The 19,944-nt window shown below is 68.0% G+C and carries 19 protein-coding genes; 9 read left to right on the top strand and 10 right to left on the bottom strand.

The window, feature by feature from the left end; all coding sequences use genetic code 11:
• Window positions 1-117: 117 nt before the first annotated feature.
• The 3 genes from ACM6LR_RS25585 to ACM6LR_RS25575 form a co-directional block, all read right to left on the bottom strand.
• Window positions 118-306: a hypothetical protein gene (locus ACM6LR_RS25585; protein WP_414938334.1), complete on the bottom strand. Its 189-nt coding sequence runs from the start codon at window positions 304-306 to the stop codon at window positions 118-120.
• A gap of 101 nt (window positions 307-407) precedes the next feature.
• Entirely contained in the window at window positions 408-791 is a 384-nt protein-coding gene (locus ACM6LR_RS25580) for a hypothetical protein (protein WP_414938333.1), read from the bottom strand.
• Between the two features lie 3 nt (window positions 792-794).
• Entirely contained in the window at window positions 795-1,436 is a 642-nt protein-coding gene (locus tag ACM6LR_RS25575) for a TetR/AcrR family transcriptional regulator (protein WP_414938332.1), read from the bottom strand.
• A 127-nt stretch (window positions 1,437-1,563) separates the two neighbouring features.
• Here ACM6LR_RS25575 and ACM6LR_RS25570 point away from each other — a divergent pair, with 127 nt between their 5' ends.
• Window positions 1,564-1,890, top strand: a complete 327-nt coding sequence (locus ACM6LR_RS25570; protein ID WP_414944654.1) for a hypothetical protein — start codon at window positions 1,564-1,566, stop codon at window positions 1,888-1,890.
• A gap of 676 nt (window positions 1,891-2,566) precedes the next feature.
• Here the strand turns inward: ACM6LR_RS25570 and ACM6LR_RS25565 are convergent.
• Entirely contained in the window at window positions 2,567-3,253 is a 687-nt protein-coding gene (locus tag ACM6LR_RS25565) for a hypothetical protein (protein ID WP_414944653.1), read from the bottom strand.
• Between the two features lie 133 nt (window positions 3,254-3,386).
• On the opposite strand from ACM6LR_RS25565, the gene ACM6LR_RS25560 reads away from it, so the two are divergent.
• A complete protein-coding gene (locus ACM6LR_RS25560; RefSeq protein ID WP_414944652.1) occupies window positions 3,387-4,661 on the top strand; it encodes a right-handed parallel beta-helix repeat-containing protein in 1,275 nt (424 codons plus the stop codon).
• Window positions 4,662-4,722: 61 nt separating this feature from the next.
• On the opposite strand, the gene ACM6LR_RS25555 is transcribed toward ACM6LR_RS25560, so the two are convergent.
• Window positions 4,723-5,073, bottom strand: coding sequence for an ArsR/SmtB family transcription factor (locus ACM6LR_RS25555; RefSeq protein WP_414938328.1), 351 nt, complete (start codon window positions 5,071-5,073; stop codon window positions 4,723-4,725).
• A gap of 46 nt (window positions 5,074-5,119) precedes the next feature.
• On the opposite strand from ACM6LR_RS25555, the gene ACM6LR_RS25550 reads away from it, so the two are divergent.
• Window positions 5,120-6,460: an MFS transporter gene (locus ACM6LR_RS25550; protein WP_414944651.1), complete on the top strand. Its 1,341-nt coding sequence runs from the start codon at window positions 5,120-5,122 to the stop codon at window positions 6,458-6,460.
• Between the two features lie 140 nt (window positions 6,461-6,600).
• Here the strand turns inward: ACM6LR_RS25550 and ACM6LR_RS25545 are convergent, their stop codons facing one another.
• The gene (locus ACM6LR_RS25545; protein WP_414944650.1) at window positions 6,601-8,232 is read right to left on the bottom strand and encodes an FAD-binding oxidoreductase; all 1,632 of its coding nucleotides are present in this window, start codon (window positions 8,230-8,232) and stop codon (window positions 6,601-6,603) included.
• Between the two features lie 144 nt (window positions 8,233-8,376).
• On the opposite strand from ACM6LR_RS25545, the gene ACM6LR_RS25540 reads away from it, so the two are divergent.
• Entirely contained in the window at window positions 8,377-11,253 is a 2,877-nt protein-coding gene (locus ACM6LR_RS25540; protein ID WP_414938325.1) for a BTAD domain-containing putative transcriptional regulator, read from the top strand.
• 83 nt (window positions 11,254-11,336) lie between these two features.
• Here ACM6LR_RS25540 and ACM6LR_RS25535 read toward each other — a convergent pair whose 3' ends face one another.
• Window positions 11,337-12,842 (bottom strand): FAD-dependent oxidoreductase, encoded by a 1,506-nt coding sequence (locus ACM6LR_RS25535; RefSeq protein WP_414944649.1) that lies wholly within the window; start codon window positions 12,840-12,842, stop codon window positions 11,337-11,339.
• 1 nt (window position 12,843) lies between these two features.
• A complete protein-coding gene (locus ACM6LR_RS25530) occupies window positions 12,844-13,761 on the bottom strand; it encodes an AurF N-oxygenase family protein (protein WP_414938323.1) in 918 nt (305 codons plus the stop codon).
• Window positions 13,762-13,871: 110 nt separating this feature from the next.
• On the opposite strand from ACM6LR_RS25530, the gene ACM6LR_RS25525 reads away from it, so the two are divergent.
• The 5 genes from ACM6LR_RS25525 (at window position 13,872) to ACM6LR_RS25505 (ending at window position 18,310) form a co-directional block, all read left to right on the top strand.
• A complete protein-coding gene (locus ACM6LR_RS25525) occupies window positions 13,872-14,720 on the top strand; it encodes an alpha/beta fold hydrolase (RefSeq protein ID WP_414938322.1) in 849 nt (282 codons plus the stop codon).
• A 562-nt stretch (window positions 14,721-15,282) separates the two neighbouring features.
• Window positions 15,283-16,353, top strand: coding sequence for a cytochrome P450 family protein (locus tag ACM6LR_RS25520; protein WP_414938321.1), 1,071 nt, complete (start codon window positions 15,283-15,285; stop codon window positions 16,351-16,353).
• Between the two features lie 148 nt (window positions 16,354-16,501).
• Window positions 16,502-16,918 carry a histone-like nucleoid-structuring protein Lsr2 gene (locus tag ACM6LR_RS25515; protein ID WP_414938320.1) on the top strand — a complete coding sequence of 139 codons (417 nt, stop codon included), beginning with the start codon at window positions 16,502-16,504 and terminating at the stop codon, window positions 16,916-16,918.
• Between the two features lie 257 nt (window positions 16,919-17,175).
• Window positions 17,176-17,940 (top strand): NB-ARC domain-containing protein, encoded by a 765-nt coding sequence (locus ACM6LR_RS25510; RefSeq protein ID WP_414938319.1) that lies wholly within the window; start codon window positions 17,176-17,178, stop codon window positions 17,938-17,940.
• Window positions 17,906-18,310 (top strand): tetratricopeptide repeat protein, encoded by a 405-nt coding sequence (locus tag ACM6LR_RS25505; RefSeq protein WP_414938318.1) that lies wholly within the window; start codon window positions 17,906-17,908, stop codon window positions 18,308-18,310. Before ACM6LR_RS25510 ends, ACM6LR_RS25505 begins: the two co-directional genes overlap by 35 nt.
• A gap of 482 nt (window positions 18,311-18,792) precedes the next feature.
• On the opposite strand, the gene ACM6LR_RS25500 is transcribed toward ACM6LR_RS25505, so the two are convergent.
• Both ACM6LR_RS25500 and ACM6LR_RS25495 read right to left on the bottom strand, forming a co-directional pair.
• The gene (locus ACM6LR_RS25500; protein ID WP_414938317.1) at window positions 18,793-19,251 is read right to left on the bottom strand and encodes a histone-like nucleoid-structuring protein Lsr2; all 459 of its coding nucleotides are present in this window, start codon (window positions 19,249-19,251) and stop codon (window positions 18,793-18,795) included.
• Window positions 19,252-19,413: 162 nt separating this feature from the next.
• Complete coding sequence (locus ACM6LR_RS25495) at window positions 19,414-19,851, bottom strand: hypothetical protein (RefSeq protein WP_414944648.1); 438 nt, start codon at window positions 19,849-19,851, stop codon at window positions 19,414-19,416.
• Window positions 19,852-19,944: the final 93 nt, after the last annotated feature.

Below are 19,944 nucleotides of genomic sequence, written 5' to 3'. Positions count from 1 at the left end.
AACTCCACGGGAATTCCCGTGAAGTCCCCTTTTCCCACGCTGAGGTTGACGCTGTTCGTCAATATTTCGGGGAAGAGTCGCGCCAACACTTCATGGAGAATTGGCCAGAACTCCGGATCAGCACGCCTCGGCAACGGGTGGGATGACACAGCACGCACCGGTGAAGCATCCGAACGCGGTTCCGGCCGACTGGTTGGACCAGTGATCGAAATGATCGATGGCGAAGTCGGCCTGCTCCGCCGTCGCGGCGATAATCCCGGTTTCGGCAAGCAGCGACCGGACGTTCTCGGCGACCATGGTCTGCATCGGATTCCCCTCGGCTCGAGGTGTTACTGGGTACCGAAATCCTCTCTCCGGCGACAAGGCGACAACAGTGCGAAGCCTCACCGGGGCGGTATGCCTTTTGCCTACGCCGAACGGCCCAATCGGGCCGCGGCCTGTCGCCACACGGCGGGCGGCTCGGGATCGTCCACGGTCCAGGTGGCGGACCGGATCGTGCCGCGCTTCCGGTACGTGCGCATGATGTCCACGTGGACGGGCAGGCCGACGAAGGCCCGCATGGCTTCCACGTCCCGCCACAGGGAAACCGAACCGGAGCGGCGTCGCCGGACGTCCACCCAGAGCCAGTGACCGACGGCGCCGTCGAGATCCGGCCAAAGTGCCGCGAGGCGGCTGCCCGCGCGGTAGATACCGGGGAGGTCGAGCAGCCGATCCGACGTGAAGTCGGTGACGCTGACCAGCACCCGCCCGCGCGGCTCGGCGGGACCGGGTTTCCACCTGGTTTTGAGCATGGTTCATGCCTCCGGGAGAACGGTGGGATCGGTGGCGGCGGCCCGCAGGCGATCGAGGACGGCGCGACGGGCGAAGTCGAAGGCCGTCTCCCGATCGGACAGCCGAGAGTGGATCACCGCGGATTCGCCGAGGGCGTCGATTTCGTAGGCGAGCTGACCGGCGTCGACCCGGTCGGCGAGTTCCCCCAGGGAGATCGCCTCTTCGATCAGTGCCCGGATGAACCGCAGCCAGTCCTGGAGCGATTCCGCGGTCTTGGCGTGCACGGAACCGGGCCGGTCGTCGAATTCGGTCTGCGCGGCGAGAAAGAAGCAGCCACCCGGCAATACGCCGTCCGCGTAGAACCTCAGCCTCGCCTCGTGGAGCGCGAACACCCGGCGCACACCGGGTGGCGTGCGCGACGCCGGAGCCATGACCTCGCGGGCCCACTGTTCGCGAGCCCGGTCGATCGTGTCGAGTTGCAACCGCTCCTTGTCCTTCCAGTGGGCGAACAGCCCGGACTTGCTGGTGCCGAGATGCTCGGCGAGCAACCCGAACGACAAACCGTGCAGGCCGTGCACCGACGCCAGCGCCACCGCCGCGTCGAGCACCGTTTCCCGCGTGCGCTGCCCGCGCAGCCGACGGCCGTCCCGCCGATCTTCACTCATCACCCGGCCTACAATACTATAAATGCGACCGATCGGTCTTGTTTAAGCTCGGGACTTTCGCCATAGCGAGATCCACCCCTGCAACCCCTCCCGTGAGGTCCTCGGTGAGCCGTAGTGAGATGACAGGATGAGTCGCCGTCCGACGATCGTGGCCGGTCCGCACGACGGCTGGCACGGATGCGGTACGGGAGCCGGCTACGCGAACTTCGGGTTTTTGGAAATCCTGCTGGCACTGGCCGTCGCCACGATGGGTGGCGCGTCGATCATGAGCCACGACGTCCCTCGGCTTGCGGGCGTCGCCGACCGCCCCGGCGTGGCCGTCGGCGACCGCGCCGACCTGCTGCTGGTGGACGGCGAAACCCCGACGAGCGCGGTGATGGACCGCGGCAAGGACCGCACGGTGCTGCACGACGGCGTCGTCGTGGCGGACGGCCTGTCGGTGGTGAGCCTCTGATCGGTTCGTGCACTTTGCCTGGGCGGGAAGAACGTGACCGATGATCACCTCGCCGGCAACGCGTTCTGTGTACCGTGGGCCAGTCCGAATCGGCACTCACGACCACCCCGACCAGGTGCCGCCATGGCTCTCTCTTGAAGTACGTGAAGGTCCCCTTCCTCGCGTCTAGCGAAGTCGCGGAGCTGTCGTTCAGTGCCGCTTTGGCGATCCTGGCCTGTTCTCGCCAAGTATCCGAAAAGGGGTGGGTCGGGGTGGCCGTGAGTGGCGATTCGGACTGGAACCAAGGGTTGGCTCGGATACCCCACTGTCGGTTGGCCGGGTGACGCCGCACTTGACGTCTGAACCACGCTTCGGTCGTGAGTGGGCAAGTCGGGTCAGGGCGGACCGGTAGTTGCTTACCCGCGTATGGTCAGCCCGACGGCGCAGGGCCTCGGACGTTGATCGAGGTCAACTCGGTAGGCAAATACAGGTCCGCCAGACCCGAATCGCCACATACGACCCGCTTGATCACCATCTCGACTTCACGTACTTCAGCAGGTACGAGGGTCGAGTTTCTTCGGCTGAGCCGACCTTCCTCTCGTTTCTGCGATATCCCTCGACACCGGCTCTCTCCGAAGACCGCTTACGGGCACTCGCCCGCCGCTGGATCGGACCGGCCCTGCGCGGCTGAGTCCGGTCAGCTCGGCGAGCTTTCCGGCTTCGGGATCGGGACACAGGGAAAACGACCGGTGTCGACCGTGGCCTCTTTGGTCGGTCCGCACAGCTGGAGACCATCGAGGTTCGCGTTGTCCGCCAAGGTGAATCCGACGACGCCGATCGCGGTCTCGCCCTTGTCGATGGTCTTGCCCAGCAGGGAATCCGCCTGCCATTCCCTGCCACGCCAGGTGTTGTCGGCGACGTCGGTCCTGAGGTCGCTGGCGGGGTATGCCTCACGGAAGCAGTGCTGGGGGACGTCGTCCGGCGAGTACGGGTCGCACTTCTTCCCGTCCGTGTTGTTGCTGCGGAGCTGCAAGTACTTGATCTTGGCCTTCTGCACGCCGCGATCGGCGAGCTCGCCGGTCACGGCGACGTACACCGCGACATAGTGGCTTCCCGCTTTGGCTGACACGCCTGCCAGTTCGGGAGTCCAGACCGCGTCCACGGCCTTCACCTGTATCCCGATGGGCATCCCTGATTCCGTGGTGACGAGAGCCTGGCCGGGGAAGTCGGCGAATTTGGTGTACTTCGGGCCGGACTGGGCCGTCGCCGAGGTGGCGGGCATCGCATCACCGGTGTCCGGCACCGGGTTGTCGCCGCCGCCGGAACACGCGGTGACCAGCAGAGCAGTGCCCGCGACAAGCGCGGGCAGGAGCCGAGTCGACATGGGTGCCTCTCCGTCAGAGAACTGTGACATTTCGCTGTTGGCTGTCACTATGACACGGCGGGGCACCGCGCGGTTCCACGGAAGTCCTGGGACCGGTCCCTGAGACAGCGCTCTATTCTGCGCCTCCATCGCGATGGAACGGGACGAATTCGGCCGGTACGCGGAGAGGGCGGACATGTTTCTACTGGGCAAGATCGCACTGAGCGTGGTCTCGATCATGGCCGCCGGCCTGCTGACGGCGGGAGTGTCGTCGGCTGAGCAGCGCCCGCACGAGGTGCCGCCACCCGTTTCGGGACGGACTCTCACGGTGGGCCCCCACGGCGAGTATTCGACCGTCCAAGCCGCGGCGGATGCCGCCCGGCCCGGCGACAACGTCCAGCTCGAAGCCGGTGTGCACGCCGGCGGTCTCACCATCAAGACCAGCGGGTCACCCGGCGAATACATCACCTTCTACGGTGAGGGCGGGACGGCCGTCATCCACGGGCGAGGTGGGCCCAAGGGCCTGCTCGCGCTAGGGAGCCATTCGTGGCTTCGGTTCCACAACATGACCTTCGCGGGATCACGCGGTTTCGGCGCCTACGCCAGCGGTGCGCACAACCTGGTCTTTCAGGATTTCGGGATCGACGGCTCCCAAGACGGCGGGCTGGTTCTGCTGAACACGAGCGACGTCGTGGTGGACGGCTGCGAGATCCAGCGAACGAACGCGCGGGGAACATCCGCGGATCACGAGGCGCTCACCCTCGGGCACGGATCGCGTGACGTCGAGGTCAAGCACTGCCGAGTCCACGACAACGGCGAAGAAGGCATCGACGTCAAGTACACCGACAACGCCAGGGTCTCGATCCACGACAACGTCTCGTCGAACAACCGGGGGCCGAACATCTACGTGGATTCGTCGTCCGATGTGGAGATCTACAACAACGTGTCCAGCGGCACCAGGAACGAGACGAAGTCCGGAATCGCCCTGGCCGTCGAGGACGCCTCCGAAAGCCGGGAAGTCCGCAACGTCAAGGTGTACAACAACGTCTCCTACGGCAACGCGCAGGCAGGCCTGAGTTTCTGGGTCGAGTCCAGCGGAACCATATCCGGCGTGCAGATCGTCAACAACACGTTCCACGACAACGCCGAAGGCTCGATCGCCTTCTACGGCGGCGACTTCGAGGGCACCAACATCCTCCGCAACAACATTTTCGCGGAAGGACCGGCATCCCACGACGACTTCGTCGACGACCACAACATCTCCGGTGATCCCGGATTCGTCGACCCGGACGCGGGCGACTTCCACCTCAAGCCCGGATCCGCCCGTGCCGTCGATCAAGGATCCGCCGACTCCGCTCCGGCCTTCGACCTCGACAGCAAACCCCGCCCGACCGGTGCGGGCCACGACATCGGAGCCTACGAGCAGTGACCGGTGGCTGCCGGAATCGGTAGCGGAGTATGCGGGTTCCTCGACGGGACAAGCCGGAAGCTCAATCGTGGTCGGGGATGCCGTGGATGTGGTGGTCGGCCGCGTTCATGACCTCCGCGAGCAGGCGGCGGACGTGCCCACCGCGGGCACGGTAGAGGATCCGGCGACCGTCACGACGCTGGCCGACCAATCCGGCCAGCCTGAGTTTGGCCAAGTGCTGTGACACCGCCGGGCGGGCGATGCCGACCGCGGCGGCCAGCGACGCCACGTCGTACTCGCCCCCGCTGAGCAGCCACAACATCCGCATCCGCGTCGGATCGGCCAGCATCCGCAGCGAGGTGGACGCGGCTTCGACCTGATCATCCGGGGGAAGTTCGGCCCACTGATCTCCGAATTTGTCATGTGCGTACATGAGCACCTATCGTGGTGAGGAGTTCTTCAGCGGAGGGTGATGAAGGGTGTCGTTGCTGGGGCATCGGGACTACCGGCATCTGTTCGGGGCGCAGCTGGTCGCACTGTTCGGCACTGGCCTGACGACGGTAGCGCTCGGCCTGCTGGCCTACGACTTGGCCGGCGCGAACGCCGGTGCCGTGCTGGGTACGGCGCTGGCGATCAAGATGATCACCTACGTGACCGTCGCGCCTCTCGCCGACGCCTATGCCTGCCGGATACCGAGGCGCCTGATGCTCGTCAGCCTCGACGCCGCGCGAGCGCTCGTGGTACCGGCACTGTTGTTCGTGGACCAGGTGTGGCAGGTCTACGTCCTGATCGTCGTCCTGCAGTCCGCGTCGGCCTCGTTCACCCCGACCTTTCAGGCAGTCCTTCCCGACATCCTGCCCAGTGAACGCGAGTACACGAAGGCGCTTTCGCTGTCGCAGCTCGCTTCGACGATGGAAAGCCTGCTCAGTCCGCTGCTCGCCGCCGTCGTCCTCGGCTTCGCTTCCTTCCACTGGCTGTTCGCCGGTACCTCGGTCGGATTCATGGTCTCGGGGATGCTGGTGCTGAGCACCCGCATCCCCGACGCGACCCGCGGTGATCGCGGCGGCGTCCGGGACCGGACGCTCGCGGGAATCCGGGTCTTCGCCGCGACGCCGCGCCTGCGCGGAACCCTGGGACTGAATCTGGTGGTCGCCGCCGTCGGATCGGTGGTCATGGTCAACACCGTCAACTACGTCCAGGACACCCTCGGCCGGTCACCGGCCGACGTCGCGCTCCTGCTCGCGGGAAACGGCGTCGGGACGATCCTCGTCGCGCTCCTGCTCCCCCGCGTCCTGGACCGGATCCCGGAACGCACGGTCATGCTCACCGGCGCCGGAGTCCTCCTCGCGGCGATGACGGGTGCGATCGCACTGTCCACAGCGGACAGTGGCGGCCGGCGGTGGACCGCGGCACTGGCGGTGTGGGCGGTCATCGGACTCGGTACCGGACTGGTCCTCACCCCGGTCGGCCGGGTGCTGCGCCGCTCCAGCCACGTGAGCGACCGGCCGTCGATCTTCGCCGCCCAATTCTCGTTGTCCCACGCCTGCTGGCTGCTCGCCTACCCGGTCGCCGGTTGGCTCGCCACCGCCGCCGGGCTCACCACGACCTGGATCGTCCTCGGCTTACTCGGCCTGGCCGGATTCGCACTGGCGACCAGGTCGTGGCCGCGCCGGGATCCCTACTTCCTGGAACACACCCACCGCGGCACCGGCACCGGCCACCTCAGTGGCGCCGAGGAAATCGGCGACGGGCTCTGGCGCCACCGCCACGAATTCGTCATCGACCGCGACCACCGCCGCTGGCCCGCGGACGCTCGCTGACGCACGTGTGGCCAGGATCGTCACGGGGTCCCACCGGTCTCGGATTTTGATCGACGGCGCCGGGGTGAGTCCGGTTGCGGTGTTCCGGTGGCGGTCGGGTCGTGAGGTCAGGTCGTCTACGTCGACAACGGGATGAGCGGCTACCGATCCGGTTGTACGGACAACGGGTGACGGAAGACGTTGCCGGGGTCCCAAGTGGACTTGACGCGCCGCAGCCGAGGGTAGTTTTCCTTGTAGTACAGCGTGTACCACGGCACACCAGAGGTGTTGTGCTCCGGATCGGCGAGGTCGACGTCGGGATAGTTGATGTATGCGCCGTCGTTGACTTCGCCCGGTACGGGCACTCCGCCGGTATCGGCGTACATCTCACGGTAGAAACCCCGGAGCCAGTCGAGGTTCGTCGCGTCCCCGGCGGAAGACGATGGCTCCGGCAGGGTGACCGAATAGATCGCCTTGAAGATCGAATCCCGTTGCGGGAGCGCGGTCGCGGCCGGATCCACGGCGTTGACCGCGCCACCGTAGGCGCCGAGCCACAGCATCGCCGGGCCGATCGCGGGATCGGCGGTGCTCAGTTTTCGATATGCCGTGTCGATCTGCTGTTCGGTGAACGTCCGACGCAGGTAAGCCGATTTGCCCTTCCAGCGGCCGGCGGATCCGGCCGTGCTCTGACCGTCCGCCGTCGCCGACGCGAGCCACGGTATCGCGACCGGCGTGATGCCCGGCCTTCCGCCGACGCCGTCGCTGACAGCGGCGAAGTAGTCGTTCAGCATCTTCGCGGCTCCGGGCGGGGTGCCGTCCATTTGCGCGGCGAGGAACAGGTCGCCGGGGAACGCGTGCGGGCCGGGGCCCTTGTTGATCGACAGCAGGCTGACGAGGCTCGCGTAGGCGGAGCCGGGAGCGCTGTGGCGTTCGTGCCAGGCACCGTGGTTGCGGATCAGTTTGCCGAACGACTCCCGGTTCAGCCCCTCCCATGACCACTGCTGGAACCCCTTGAGCACGGTCGCGGGTGGTTTCGGCAGCAGGGTGCGCGGATCGCCGCCGTCCGCGCCCGGCGTCCGGAACCAGTACCGGGTGACCACCCCGAAGTTGCCGCCACCGCCGCCGGTGTGGGCCCACCAAAGTTCACGATGAGGGTCGTCGGGCTCGCGGGTGGCGACGACCGCGGTGACCTGTCCCGGTTTTCTCGCCACGACCACTTCGACGGCGTAGAGGTGGTCCACGACCGTGCCGTGCAGCCGGGACAACGGGCCGTAGCCGCCGCCCTGGACGTGACCGCCCGCGCCGACCGAACCGCAGTCACCGGCGGGGAGGGTGACGCCCCAGCCCAGGTAGAGCCGCTGGTAGACCTCCGACAGGGTGGCACCGGCCTCGACGACGAACGCGCGGCGCGCCGAGTCGAAGTACACCGCGTCCATTCCGCTCAGGTCGATCACCACCCCTGGCGCCGGATCGCCGGTGAAGTTCTCGTAGCAGTGCCCGCCGCTGCGCAGGCCGATCCGCTGCCTGGAGAGGACCGCGTCGGACACGGCCCGCACCACCTGCTCGGTGGAGTGCACCAGCCGGAACGCGGCCGGTCTGGCCTTGAACCGCTGGTTGATCCGGCGCAGCACGAGGTCTTCGTACCGGGGATCGCCGGGAACGACGGTGACGAGTCCCGCGGGCGGCGGGCATCCCGCCGCACCTGCCGCGTCCGCCGGGGTGGCGCTCCCGATGGAGACCAGGCCCAGCGCGGCGGTACCGCCCAGGAAACCGCGACGGCTCAGCTCCGACATGATTCGTGACCTCCGAGTCGATATGACGGCGGGCCTTGGCGGCCGACCGGCTGGAACCCACCCTGGCCGGGCGACCTTCGGGAAACCTTCGGCGGAACCTTGAACCGTTCGCCGGGAGCGGCTAGACAGGAGCGGGGGGTCGGCATGCGGACAGAGTTCCGGCTGTTGGGCGAGCCGGAGGTGCTCATCGGCGGTGAGCGCGCGGGCATCGGGCACGCGCGTCAACGTGCCGTGCTGATCGCGCTCCTCGCCGATGTCAACCACGCCTTGCCGCCGGATGAGCTGGTCGATCGGGTGTGGGGCGAGCAGCTGCCTCAGCGCCCCCGTGCCGCGCTGTACGGCTACGTTTCCCGGTTACGCGGTGTGCTCGCCGGCGCGGCGGACGTGTCCCTGCGCAAACAAGCGGGCGGGTACGTGCTCGAAGCCGACCCGATGGCCGTGGACCTGCACAGATTCCGGCACCTGATCACGCGAGCCCGCGCCGAGACCGATGACGAACGGGCACTCGCCCTGTACGACGAGGCCATGGGGCAAGGGCACAAGCGGCCGGTCGACCTGCCGGAGACGCCATGGCTCACCGCGTTCCAGAACACCCTGGACAGCCAGCTGGCGGCGGCCCGGCTCGACCGCGACGACCTGCGGCTCCGCCGGGGGCGCCACGCCGAGGTGGTCGAGGACCTGACGAGTGCGGACCCGCACTGGGACGAGCGCCGGGCGGCACAGCTGATGCTGGCGCTGCACCGCTCCGGCCGCCAAGGCGAGGCTCTGGCGCACTACGAGCAGGTCCGCGCGCGGCTGGCCGAGGAACTCGGCGTCGATCCCGGAGAACCGTTGCGGCTGCTGCACCACCGGATCCTCACCGCCGATCCGGCGCTCGCCCCGGCGCCACCGTTGCCCGCCCCGCTGACCACGTTCGTCGGGCGGGACGAGGAGCTCGACCGCGTTCGCCGCCTGCTGGCGCGCGCCCGGCTCGTCACGCTGACCGGACCCGGTGGCACCGGCAAGACCCGGCTCGCCCTCGAAGCCGCCCGTCAGGGCGACGCCCGGTGGGTCGAGCTGGCTCCGCTGACGGAGGGCACCGACGTGGCGCAAGCCGTCGCCGATGCCGTGGGCCTGCACGAAACGTCGTTGACCACGACCGAACGAGGTCGCCCGCTCATCGACCGCCTCACCGGGGCGCTGTCCGGGCGGCGGCTGCTGCTCGTTCTGGACAACTGTGAGCATCTCGTCGACGACGTCGCGGCCTTGGTGGTGCGCTTGCTCACCGGCTGCGGCGATCTGCGGATCCTCGTCACCAGCCGCACACCGCTCGACGTCACCGGCGAACTGCTCTGCCCGGTGCCGCCCCTGCCCCTGCCGCCAACGGACACCACCGCCGCCGCCGCACTGGAGCACGCCGGCGTCCGGCTGTTCGCCGACCGGGCCGCCGCGGGGCTGCCCGGGTTCAGCGTGGACGAGGGCAACGTCGGCGTCGTGCTGCGCATCTGCCGGACCCTCGACGGCCTTCCGCTGGCGCTCGAACTGGCCGCGGCGAGGGTCCGCGCGCTTTCGTTGGCCGACCTCGCGGCCGGGCTGGACGATCGGTTCGCCCTGCTGTCCCGCGGCCGCCGCGCCGCGGAACCCCGCCACCGGACGCTGCGCGCGGCGGTGGCCTGGAGCTGGGAGCTCCTCGAACCTCATGAGCGGCGGCTGGCGGCACGGCTTTCGGTGTTCTCCGGCCGGATCACCGCGGGGACGGCCAAACAGGTCTGCGGGTCGGCGGCGGAAGCACTCGCGGACCTCGCCGACAAATCCCTGCTTCACCGCGTGAACGGCCCGGAACCCGCCTACCGGATGTTGAACACCCTCCGCGAGTTCTGCGCCGAACAGCTCGCCGAATCCGGTGAGCAGCAGGCCATCCGGACCGCTCACCTGGCTTGTTTCCTGAGGCTGTCCCTGGAGGCCCAGCCACATCTCCTTGGCAAGGAACAGGTTCAGTGGCTCCGGCGGCTCGACGCCGAACGCGACAACCTGAACACCGCGTCGCGTTGGGCGTTGGAAACCGAGCCCTCCCAGGCGCTCCAGCTGTTCGGCGCGCTGTCGGCCCACTGGTGGCTGCGCGGCGGTCGCGCACACGCGGCGCGGTTCGCCGCCGACCTTGTCGCCGCCGCCGGGCCCGTTCCGCCGTCCGACGAGCGCGAGACGTACGCGCTATGTCTGCTCACCGACGCCGCACAACGCCCCAGCGCAGCGGATCGGCTGACCGCGGCCGAGTCACTCATCGGCGAACTCGGCCGCCCGGCGGGACATCCCCTGTTCTTCCTGTTCTGGGGCCGGCTCGCCGAGCCGGGCCACGTTCCCGCCGTGCCCCGTGAACGGCTGTTCGGCGCGGACCCCTGGGGGCGCGCCCTGTTGCGGTACGGGGAGGCGTTCGTTCCCCTCGCGAGCGGAGACGTCGAGGCGGGGCGGACCGCGCTGGCCGACGCGCAGCTTGGCTTTCGCGCGCTGGGCGAACGGTGGGGAACCGCGCTGACCCTCTCCGCACAGGCTGGCCTCGCCGAACCACCGGCAGCGGTGGAGCTCCTCACCGAAGCCGTCACGCTCGCCGCCGAGCTCGGGTGCACCCCGGATCAGGCGATTCTGTTGTGCCAGCGAGCCGCATGCCACGTCCGCGCGGGCGAGTTCACCGCGGCCGAAGCCGACTACGACCGAGCCGGTGAGCTCGCGAAGGAGGCGGGCGCACCGGAGATTCTCGCCGAGATACACCGCGGGCTCGGCGAAGTCGCCCGGCGGCGCGGCGATCTGGCCGGGGCACGGCGCCTCGCCACGACCGCACTCGACGCGTGCTCGGCCGACCGGCACAGCTCGTCACAGGTCCTGCCCCGGATCTATGTCACCCTCGGCCTCATCGCCCGCGATGACGACGATCCGCCGGCGGCGACGGAGTGGTTCCGGCGGGCCCTCGCCGAGGTCGTTCCTTGGGACCACGCCGTGACCGCCGAAGCGCGGGAAGGTCTGGCCACGCTGGCCGCCGGTGGTTGACGCACGCTGCACCGAACTCGCGTGCTTGAACACGTGACACACGAGTTCGGCTTTCAAGCACGTGTGTTCCGTGTCCAGTCACGTCACCGGCCGCGGAAGCGGGCGGCCAGCGCGGCGATCGGCGACCGCCGGGGCCGTACCGGGAGCCGGCCGGACGTGATGTCCTCCAGCAGGGTCGCGACGGTTTCCCTGGCGCAGGTGCGGTTCGCGCCGATCCCGCCAGAGGGGCCGCGTTTGATCCAGCCGACCACGTAGGCACCATTCCGGCTGTCGACGCGGCCCGCGGTGTTCGGAATCGTGCCGCGGTCCGCGTCGAACGGCAGGCCCGGCACCGGTGTGCCACGGTAGCCGACCGCACGCATGACCTGGCCGGCGGCGATTTCGACCGGCCCGTCGTGACCGGTGACCCGAAGGCCGCGCACCTGCGTGTCACCGACGATCTCGGTGGGAGCGGAATGGAAGCGCAGGACGATCCGGCGTGAATCCGGGACCGGCGGCGCGGTCAAGTCGACGGTCTCGCGGCCGAGTTCGCGCAGCAGCTTCGCCTTGCCAGTGCCCGCGTCGATCGCGGCCCCGGTGCGCGGGTCCTCGTCGTCGACGACGAGTGGCACACCGGCACGCTGCGCCAGCGCGAGCAGTTCCGGGGAGGTGTAGGCGGCGTCCTCCGGCCCGCGCCGGGCGAGCAGGACGACTTCGCGGACCTTGCTCGTACGCAACAGTTCCAGCGCGTGCCTGGCGATCGTGGTGCCGGTCAGGCCTGCGGGATCGGCGGTGAGGATCCTGGCCACGTCCAGCGCGACGTTGCCGGTACCGACCAGCACGACGCGTTCCGCGGACAGGTCCACCGCGTTCGCGGGGACGTCCGGATGGCCGTTGTACCAGCCGACGACGGTGGTCGCGGCGATGCTGCCGGGCAGGTCCTCGCCGTCCAGGCCGAGGCCGCGTGCGGAGGAGGCGCCGATGGCGTAGACGACCGCGTCGTGGCGCTCGGCCAGCTCGTCGACGGTGACGTGGCGGCCGACCTCGGTGCCCAGGCGCATCCGCAGCCGCGGGTGCTCGTGGAACCGCGAGAAGGCTTCGCCGATCCGCTTCGTGGCGGGGTGGTCCGGGGCGACACCGAAGCGGACGAGCCCGCCCGCGACCGGCAACCGGTCGATCAGGGTGACCCGCGCGTTCGTGTGCAGGAGCAGATCCTCGACGGCGTACATCCCGGCCGGACCGGTGCCGACGACGGCGATGTCCGGCGGCGCGAAGTCGCTCGGGATGGCCCGGTCGAACGTCGGAGGGCTCCAGCGGTGGAAGTTCGGCGCGGGGTCGGCCGCGGGCGCGGTCTCGCGGTCGGCGTAGTACTGCGCGTTGAGACCCGTATAGACCTGCAACGACCCGGTCAGCAGGTCCACCGGGAAGATCGCGTCCACCGGACAGGCGTCCGCGCACGCCCCGCAGTCGATGCACGTGGCCGGATCGACGTAGAGCATCTCCGTGCTGCCGAAATCGGGCTCGTCCGGTGTGGGGTGGATGCAGTTGACCGGGCAGACCGACACGCAAGTGGCGTCGTTGCAACAGGTCTGAGTGATCGCGAAGGCCATGTCAGATCAGGTTCGCCCGCTTGTAGAACACCAGAGCGGGCCGGGTGAGCAGGCCACACGAGCCGAGGAACTCCATCAGGCCGGCGCAACTGGACCGCATCATCGACTTGTGGTGCTCATTGGTCTTCGCCTCGCGCAGCGCGCGCTCGGTGTCGAGTCCCGCGTTCTTGTAGACATCGCGGTTGACCATGCTGCTGACGATGAAATACGACGCGATCGCGATGACCAGCGCGTTGATCCGTCGGCGCAGGAAGCCCGCGCCCTCCAGCTGTTCGCGCGTCTCTTCGCGGGCGAACTTCATGTGCCGGGACTCTTCGACGACGTGGATGTTGTTGATGGTCCGCACGAACGGGACCACCCGCTCGTCACGCATCCAGTCGCGCTGCATCACGTCGAGGACTTCTTCGGCGACGAGGATCGCCGCGTACGCCGCTTCACCAGTGGCTGTCGCCTTGAAGACGCGGCCGAGCTCGACGGCGAGCCTGCGCGGACGATACGGAGGCGCGCCGAGCTTCTCCGCACCACGCGCGAACATGATCGAATGCCGGCATTCGTCCGCGATCTCGGTCAGCGCCCACTGGAACGCCGGATCGGTCGGATCCTTGGCGTAGAAATCGCGCAGCATCATCTGCTGCAGGATCATCTCGAACCAGATACCGGTGCTCGCGACCGAGGCGGCCTCCTGGCGCGTGAGCTCCTTCTGCTGCTCCGGGCTCATTTCCGCCCAGTAACTCGTCCCGTAGAGGGTGCTCCACTCCGGACTCGCGCCGTGGAAGTCCTTGTCCAACGGCGTCTCCCAGTCCACTTCGGTGGCTGGGTCGTAGGACAACATCGCGGAGGAATCGAGGAGCCGCCGCGCGGTCTCGTGGCGGCCGGCACCGGCCGTTCCCGCGCTGCGCGGCACATCGGTGCTGGTCATGAGGGACCTCCCGGACTACGTCGGCTGGGTGTAGATTTAGGCGTTACCGTGGTTCACTGTTACCCAAGGTAACACCTTAACGGCCGTGTCGCGAGTACGGAGACCCGATCATGACCACACCCCGCCGCGTCGACTCCTTCGATCACGACGGGCTCACCTTCGACGTGCGCGACACCGGCCCGCTCGACGGCGCCGTCGTCGTCCTCCTGCACGGATTCCCGCAGACCGGCGCTTCGTGGGCCGAGACCGCCGCACTGCTCAACGAACGGGGATACCGCACGATCGCGCCCGACCAGCGCGGTTACTCACCCCGGGCTCGTCCACGTGGCCGCTTCGCCTACCGGTCGAGCCGTCTCGTGGCCGACACCGTCGCGCTGATCCACGCCATCGGAGCCGGACCGGTTCACCTCGTCGGACATGACTGGGGCGCCAACGTCGCCTGGGCGACCGCGGCCCAACGGCCGGACCTGATCAGGTCACTGACCACCGTGTCGGTCCCCCACGCCGCGGCGTTCCTGCGCTCGATGCTGACCAGTGATCAGCTCATCCGGTCCTACTACATGTTCTTCTTCCAGCTTCCCTTGCTGCCCGAACTCGCCATCCGGCTCCGGCCGAGGGTGCTGGATCGCACACTCGCGAAAACCGGGATGACTGCGGCCCAAATCGACCGAGTCCACCAGGAGATCCTCCGCGGCGGAGCCTTGACCGGCGGACTGAACTGGTATCGCGCGATGCTCCTGCAACACCCGGCGACCCTGCGCACCCGGGTTCCCGTGCCGACCACGCACGTATGGAGTGACGGCGACACGGCCCTGTCCCGTCGCGGTGCCGAACTCGCCGCCCAGTACGCCGACGGCGGCTATCGGCTGGAGATCCTGACCGGCGTCAGCCACTGGGTTCCCGAAGAGGCCGCCACGACACTGGCCGCCATCATCGACCGCACCGCCGCGGACAACTGAGTACTTTCGTCTGTGGGGCTTGAAGGTCTTTGGGGCACAGGGGTTCCCGGCAGAGTCTCGGAGCTGCTGGTCTGCGCTGCTGGCGGTAATCCGGGCTTGACATCGCTAGTGCCGGCCAGGGGCCGAGCGGGGAAGATTGGGGACGTTCAACGTCTGAAATCCTCCCCACTCGGGCATGTGCCGGGGTTCTTGGGGAGGCCTTCACGGACTTTCAGCCGAGGCAATGCTGAGCAAATTGTCGAAGATCTGGTTTCGCATTCCGGAAGTCGCTCCGTACCTGAGGCGCGTGTCCGACAGCCTGAATCGTCACCATTTGGCGAATAGCCCGGCAACCGCTCCACTGGCACGCTGGACTCGGTTCACTCCACCGAGAAAGGGTGATTTCCGGTGACACGTCCCCCGGTGCTGGACCCGAGCGGCAACGACATCCATGCCGAAAACGAGCGGCTGCGCGAGCGCGGTTCGCTCACCAAGGTGGAGCTACCGGGCGGGGTGGTGGCCTGGTCGGTGACGAGCTACGAACTGCTGCGCAGCCTGCTCAACGACCCCCGGGTATCCAAGGATGCCCGACGACACTGGCCGGCACTGGCCGGCACTGGCCGACGTCAGCGCGGACTGGCCGTTACTGGTGTGGGTCTCGGTGCGGAACATGTTCACCGCGTACGGCGCCGACCACAAACGGTTGCGTTCGCTCGTGACGCAGGCCTTCACCGCGCGCCGAATCGCCACACTGGAACCCCGGATCACCCGGATCGTCACCGACCTGCTGGAAACGCTCGCGACCACGCCGCCGGGCAAACCCGTTGACCTACGGGAGAGTTTCGCCTGTCCGGTACCCATCGACGTGATCTGCCAACTGTTCGGGGTACCGGACTCGGCCCGCCGCGTGCTGCGCCACGCCGTCGACGTCTTCTTCCGAGCCTCGGCGAGCCAGGAGGCGATGCTGGCCGCCTATCGAGACATCCATTCGATCTTCACTGAACTCGTCGCGGCCAAGCGGGTGGCCCCTGGCGAGGATCTCACCACCGCGCTCATCGCCGCGCACACCCAGGACGACGGCGCCCGGCTGGACGAAGCCGAACTGATCGACACCCTGATCCTGTTCATTTCGGCCGGTCATGAAACCACCGTGAACCTGCTCGACCAGGCCATCGCCGCGCTGCTCACCCACCCTGACCAACTCGCCCTGATCCGCGCCGGGCGGGTCTCCTGGCGGGCCGCGATCGAGGAGACCTTGCGCTGGCAGGCACCTGTGGCGCAGCTGCCACTGCGGTACGCCGTCGAGGACATCTCCGTCGCCGATGTGGTCATCCGGCAGGGCGAGGCGATTTTGGCGGGCTACGCCGCCGCCGGCCGGGACCCGGCACTGCACGGGCCGGACGCCGACGCGTTCGATGTCACCCGCGCCGACAAGTCGCATGTCGCGTTCGGCTACGGAGTGCACTTCTGCCTCGGTGCGCCACTGGCCCGGCTGGAAGCGGCGATCGCGCTACCGGCCCTGTTCGATCGGTTCCCGGACATGACACCCGCGACCTCACCGGATGGGCTGCGGCACCTCGACTCGTTCATTTCCAACGGGCATCGCACGCTGCCGGTGCTGCTGCACGGCCCGAAGCCGTGCCCCGCACCGTAGGCGGGCTCTGTCCGAAATGGACATAGTTCGCCCGGCTCTCCGACGACAAGGGACCTGCCATTCCGCCGGTTCGGCACACTGCGGCTAGGCTCATTGGCACTGCGCCAACCTGAGGTGGCGTGGAATGACCTAGCGGAAGGCACTATCGATGGCACAAAAGGTATCCGTCCAGATCGTCGACGACATCGACGGTGGCGAAGCCACCCAGACCGTGCCCTTCGCACTCGACGGCGTCACCTACGAGATCGACCTCTCCGACAACAACGCCGTCGCCCTGCGCGAAGAGCTCGAGCGCTACATCGACGCCAGCAGGCGAGTCGGCGGACGCAAGGTGAGGGTCGCAACCGGACAGTCCACCGTGGCCGGTGGTACGGCGAAGACCACCGACCGCGAGCGCAACCAGCAGGTCCGCGCCTGGGCGTCGGCCAACGGCTACGCGATCGCCGAGCGTGGCCGCATTCCCAACGAGATCTATGAGGCGTTCGACAACGCCGAGGCGGCCCCTGAGCCGGTCGCCGAAGAGGCTCCCGTCAAGCGCAAGCGCGCACCTCGCAAGAAGTCCTGAATCGGCTGAATCGCGCTCTTGGCGTCCCTTTCCTGGGTGACCGGGGAAGGGACGTCAAGGGCGCATCACCCATCCCTACCCGTCCCGCCCTGGCCTGGCGCGGACTTCAGACCGGATGGTGCCCCGGCAGCTTCCAGGGTCGGTGCGGGACTTCACCGGCCGGGGCGAGCACCTGGCCGCGGCCGACGCACTGATCCCACCCGGCCCCGACCAGTTCGACGAGCGGCCGCGGTCGGTGGTGATCACCGCGGTCGACGGTGCGGGCGGGATGGGCAAGACCACCCTCGCGCTGCACTGGGCCCACCGGATCCAGCACCGGTTCCCCGGACGGCACCCTGCACGTCAACCTGCGCGGCTACGGACCCGGAACCCCGGTCACCCCCAGCGAAACCCTCAGCGGGTTCCTGCGGGCCTTGGGTGTCGCGGCCCGCACGATCCCCGCCGACCTCGACGCCCAGGCGGCGCTGCTGCGATCACTGCTCGCGGGCAAACGCACGTTACTCGTGCTGGACAACGCCCACAGCGCCGAACAGATCCGGCCCCTGCTGCCCGGCAGCGCGGGCTGCATGGTGGTGGTCACCAGCCGCGACAGCCTGACCGGCCTGGTCGTCACCGATGCCGCTCACCGCCTCACCCTCGACCTGCTCACCCCGCCCGAAGCACTCGACCTGGTCACCGGCATCCTCGGCGCCGAACGGGCCGCCGCGGAACCGGACGCGGTCGGCGAGCTGGTCCGGCTGTGCGCACGGTTGCCGCTGGCACTGCGGGTCGCGGCCAGCCGCGCCGCCGCCCACCCCCATCTGACGGTCGCCGACGTCGTCGCCGATCTGGCCGACGACCACACCCGGCTCGACGTCCTCAGCGAGTTCGGCGATGAGCGGGCCGCCGTCCGGACGGTGTTCGACTGGTCCTACCGGCGACTTCCCCCCGAGCAGGCACGGCTTTTCCGGCGCCTCGGACTGCATCCCGGACCTGGCCGCGTTCGGCGTGTTCGAGCGCGAGCTGGCCGTCGCCGAGGCTGAGATGGGCGGTGCTGAGACTGCCTTCTACCACCGCCTCTATCTGCACCTGCGCCGCCAAGCCGGAGACCCCACCGGCGAAGCATTTGCGTTGACACACATGGCACGAGCCCGGCGCCAACTGGGGGACCCCGAGGCCGCGATCGCTCTATGCCGGGACGCGATAACCCTCGGCCACAGCACACCCGTCAACCGCAGTACCACCATCGCCGATCCGCTGGACGTTCTGGCGACCTGCCTCCACCAGCTCGGTCACACCGGCGAAGCCATTACCTGCTCGCAGGAAGCCGCCACCATCTACGAAGACACCGGCTATCCCAATATGGCCGCCGAAGTCCGCCAGCGTCTCCACGACGCTCAGGCCCAGCCCTGATACATCTGTTGCGCAGGAATGCAAACGTGACAATTCGTGTTCTGACGGAACTGCCGCGACCGAACCCTGACCAGTGCCGCCGCCCCCAATGCCACATTGGAGAAACTCAGTGTCCCCAATGCCGCATTGAGGACATCGGTCCCGCAGTGTGTCGCACCACGCGGAGAAACGTCTCCTTCGCTTTCCTTTCGACAACAGTCACCGGTGCGCGCGGACACCTGTGCCCAAAGCTTGTTGTAGCGTGAAAGCAACACTGAAGAAGGGATCCGCTCCGCCCATGAGCAGTGCCTTCGAAAAGGGCCGACCCACCCATCGTGGCGGGTCCCGGCGACCGGCGGCGCGCTCTCGGCCGGTCAGAGTGAATCGGTCACGACATCGCCCGAAGGTTCTTGCCCGGTTCGGGCAAGAACCTTCGGTGCCGGGATGTCAGGAGTCCTGTCGTACGACGATGGTCGCCGAGATCGACAGTGCCGGAGCCGAGGTCAGTTGTCGGCCTTCGCCTTCCGCGGAGCGCGCTTGCGCTTCGGCTTGACCGGTTCCTCATCCGCAACGTCCGCTTCGACTTCCGCGGGGTTCGAGGAAGCCGGCTCGGCGTTGTCGAAGGCTTCATAGATCTCGTTCGGGATGCGACCGCGCTCGGCGATCGCATAGCCGTTCGCCGACGCCCAGGCACGCACCTGCTGATTGCGCTCACGGTCCGTGGTCCTCACCGCGACACCTTCGCCACCAAGGGTGGTCTGGCCTGCCGCGACACGGATTTTGCGCCCACCGGTGCGGATCCCGCCCTCGACGTAACGCCCCAACAGCCCCCGCAACGCCTCGGCGTTCGCGTCGGACAGATCGATTTCGTACTGTACGCCGTCGAGCCCGAAAGGCACCGTCTGCGTAGCGTCACTGCCATCGAGATCGTCAACGATCTCGACAAGAACCTTCTGAGCCATCCGCAGAGCCTTTCACCATGTCGAACCGGGTATTACGCGTCAACGACAATCCTACCCGGCGGCACGGCCGACGAAACCGGGCCATCCGGATTTGCAGGCCGAGGCGTCATCTGCTCGGCTACCGGCCCCGCGACGGAGACGAACCAGGCCACCCGTCCGACTTCAGAGCGCCTCGAGCAGCGCGGAAATTCTGGCGACTCGATCATGCGAATCGAATTCGAAATGCGCACAGTGTTTATTGACCTCGTACCGCCCGAAAGGGGGACCGACACGTTCCGGATCACCCAGGAGTGCGATGACTTCGGCGCGCGTTGCGGTGGGTGACAGTCCCTTCACCAGCGCCGCCGGCCGTGGATACCACCCGTAGGTGTCATCCGGCCGCGTCCGCACCATGCTCATTTCCAAAACGTCTTCTTCGAAGGCCATTTCCGTTCCGACGGGCTTGAAGAGGAGGTGCGTCGAGTTCTCGCCATCGAAGTGTGCTCCCATCAGTACGATCGCTTCGAGGATTCGACTGTCACCCTGGCGGTGGTCCGGCACATCCAGCACGATTTCGCCGTAATCGTCGTCACATCCCTTCTTTCGATTCGCCTCGCGCATCTAATCGAGGGCCGCGTCCGCATCCTCGGGCGAGTGGCCGAGATCGATGAGGTTCTTGCGTGCCGAGCACGGAGTCCTGATCCCCTGAGTGGG

This window comes from Amycolatopsis sp. cmx-11-32 (genome assembly GCF_047608695.1).
Taxonomy (GTDB): Bacteria; Actinomycetota; Actinomycetes; order Mycobacteriales; family Pseudonocardiaceae; genus Amycolatopsis.
This window is presented reverse-complemented; position numbering and strand designations above follow the sequence as displayed.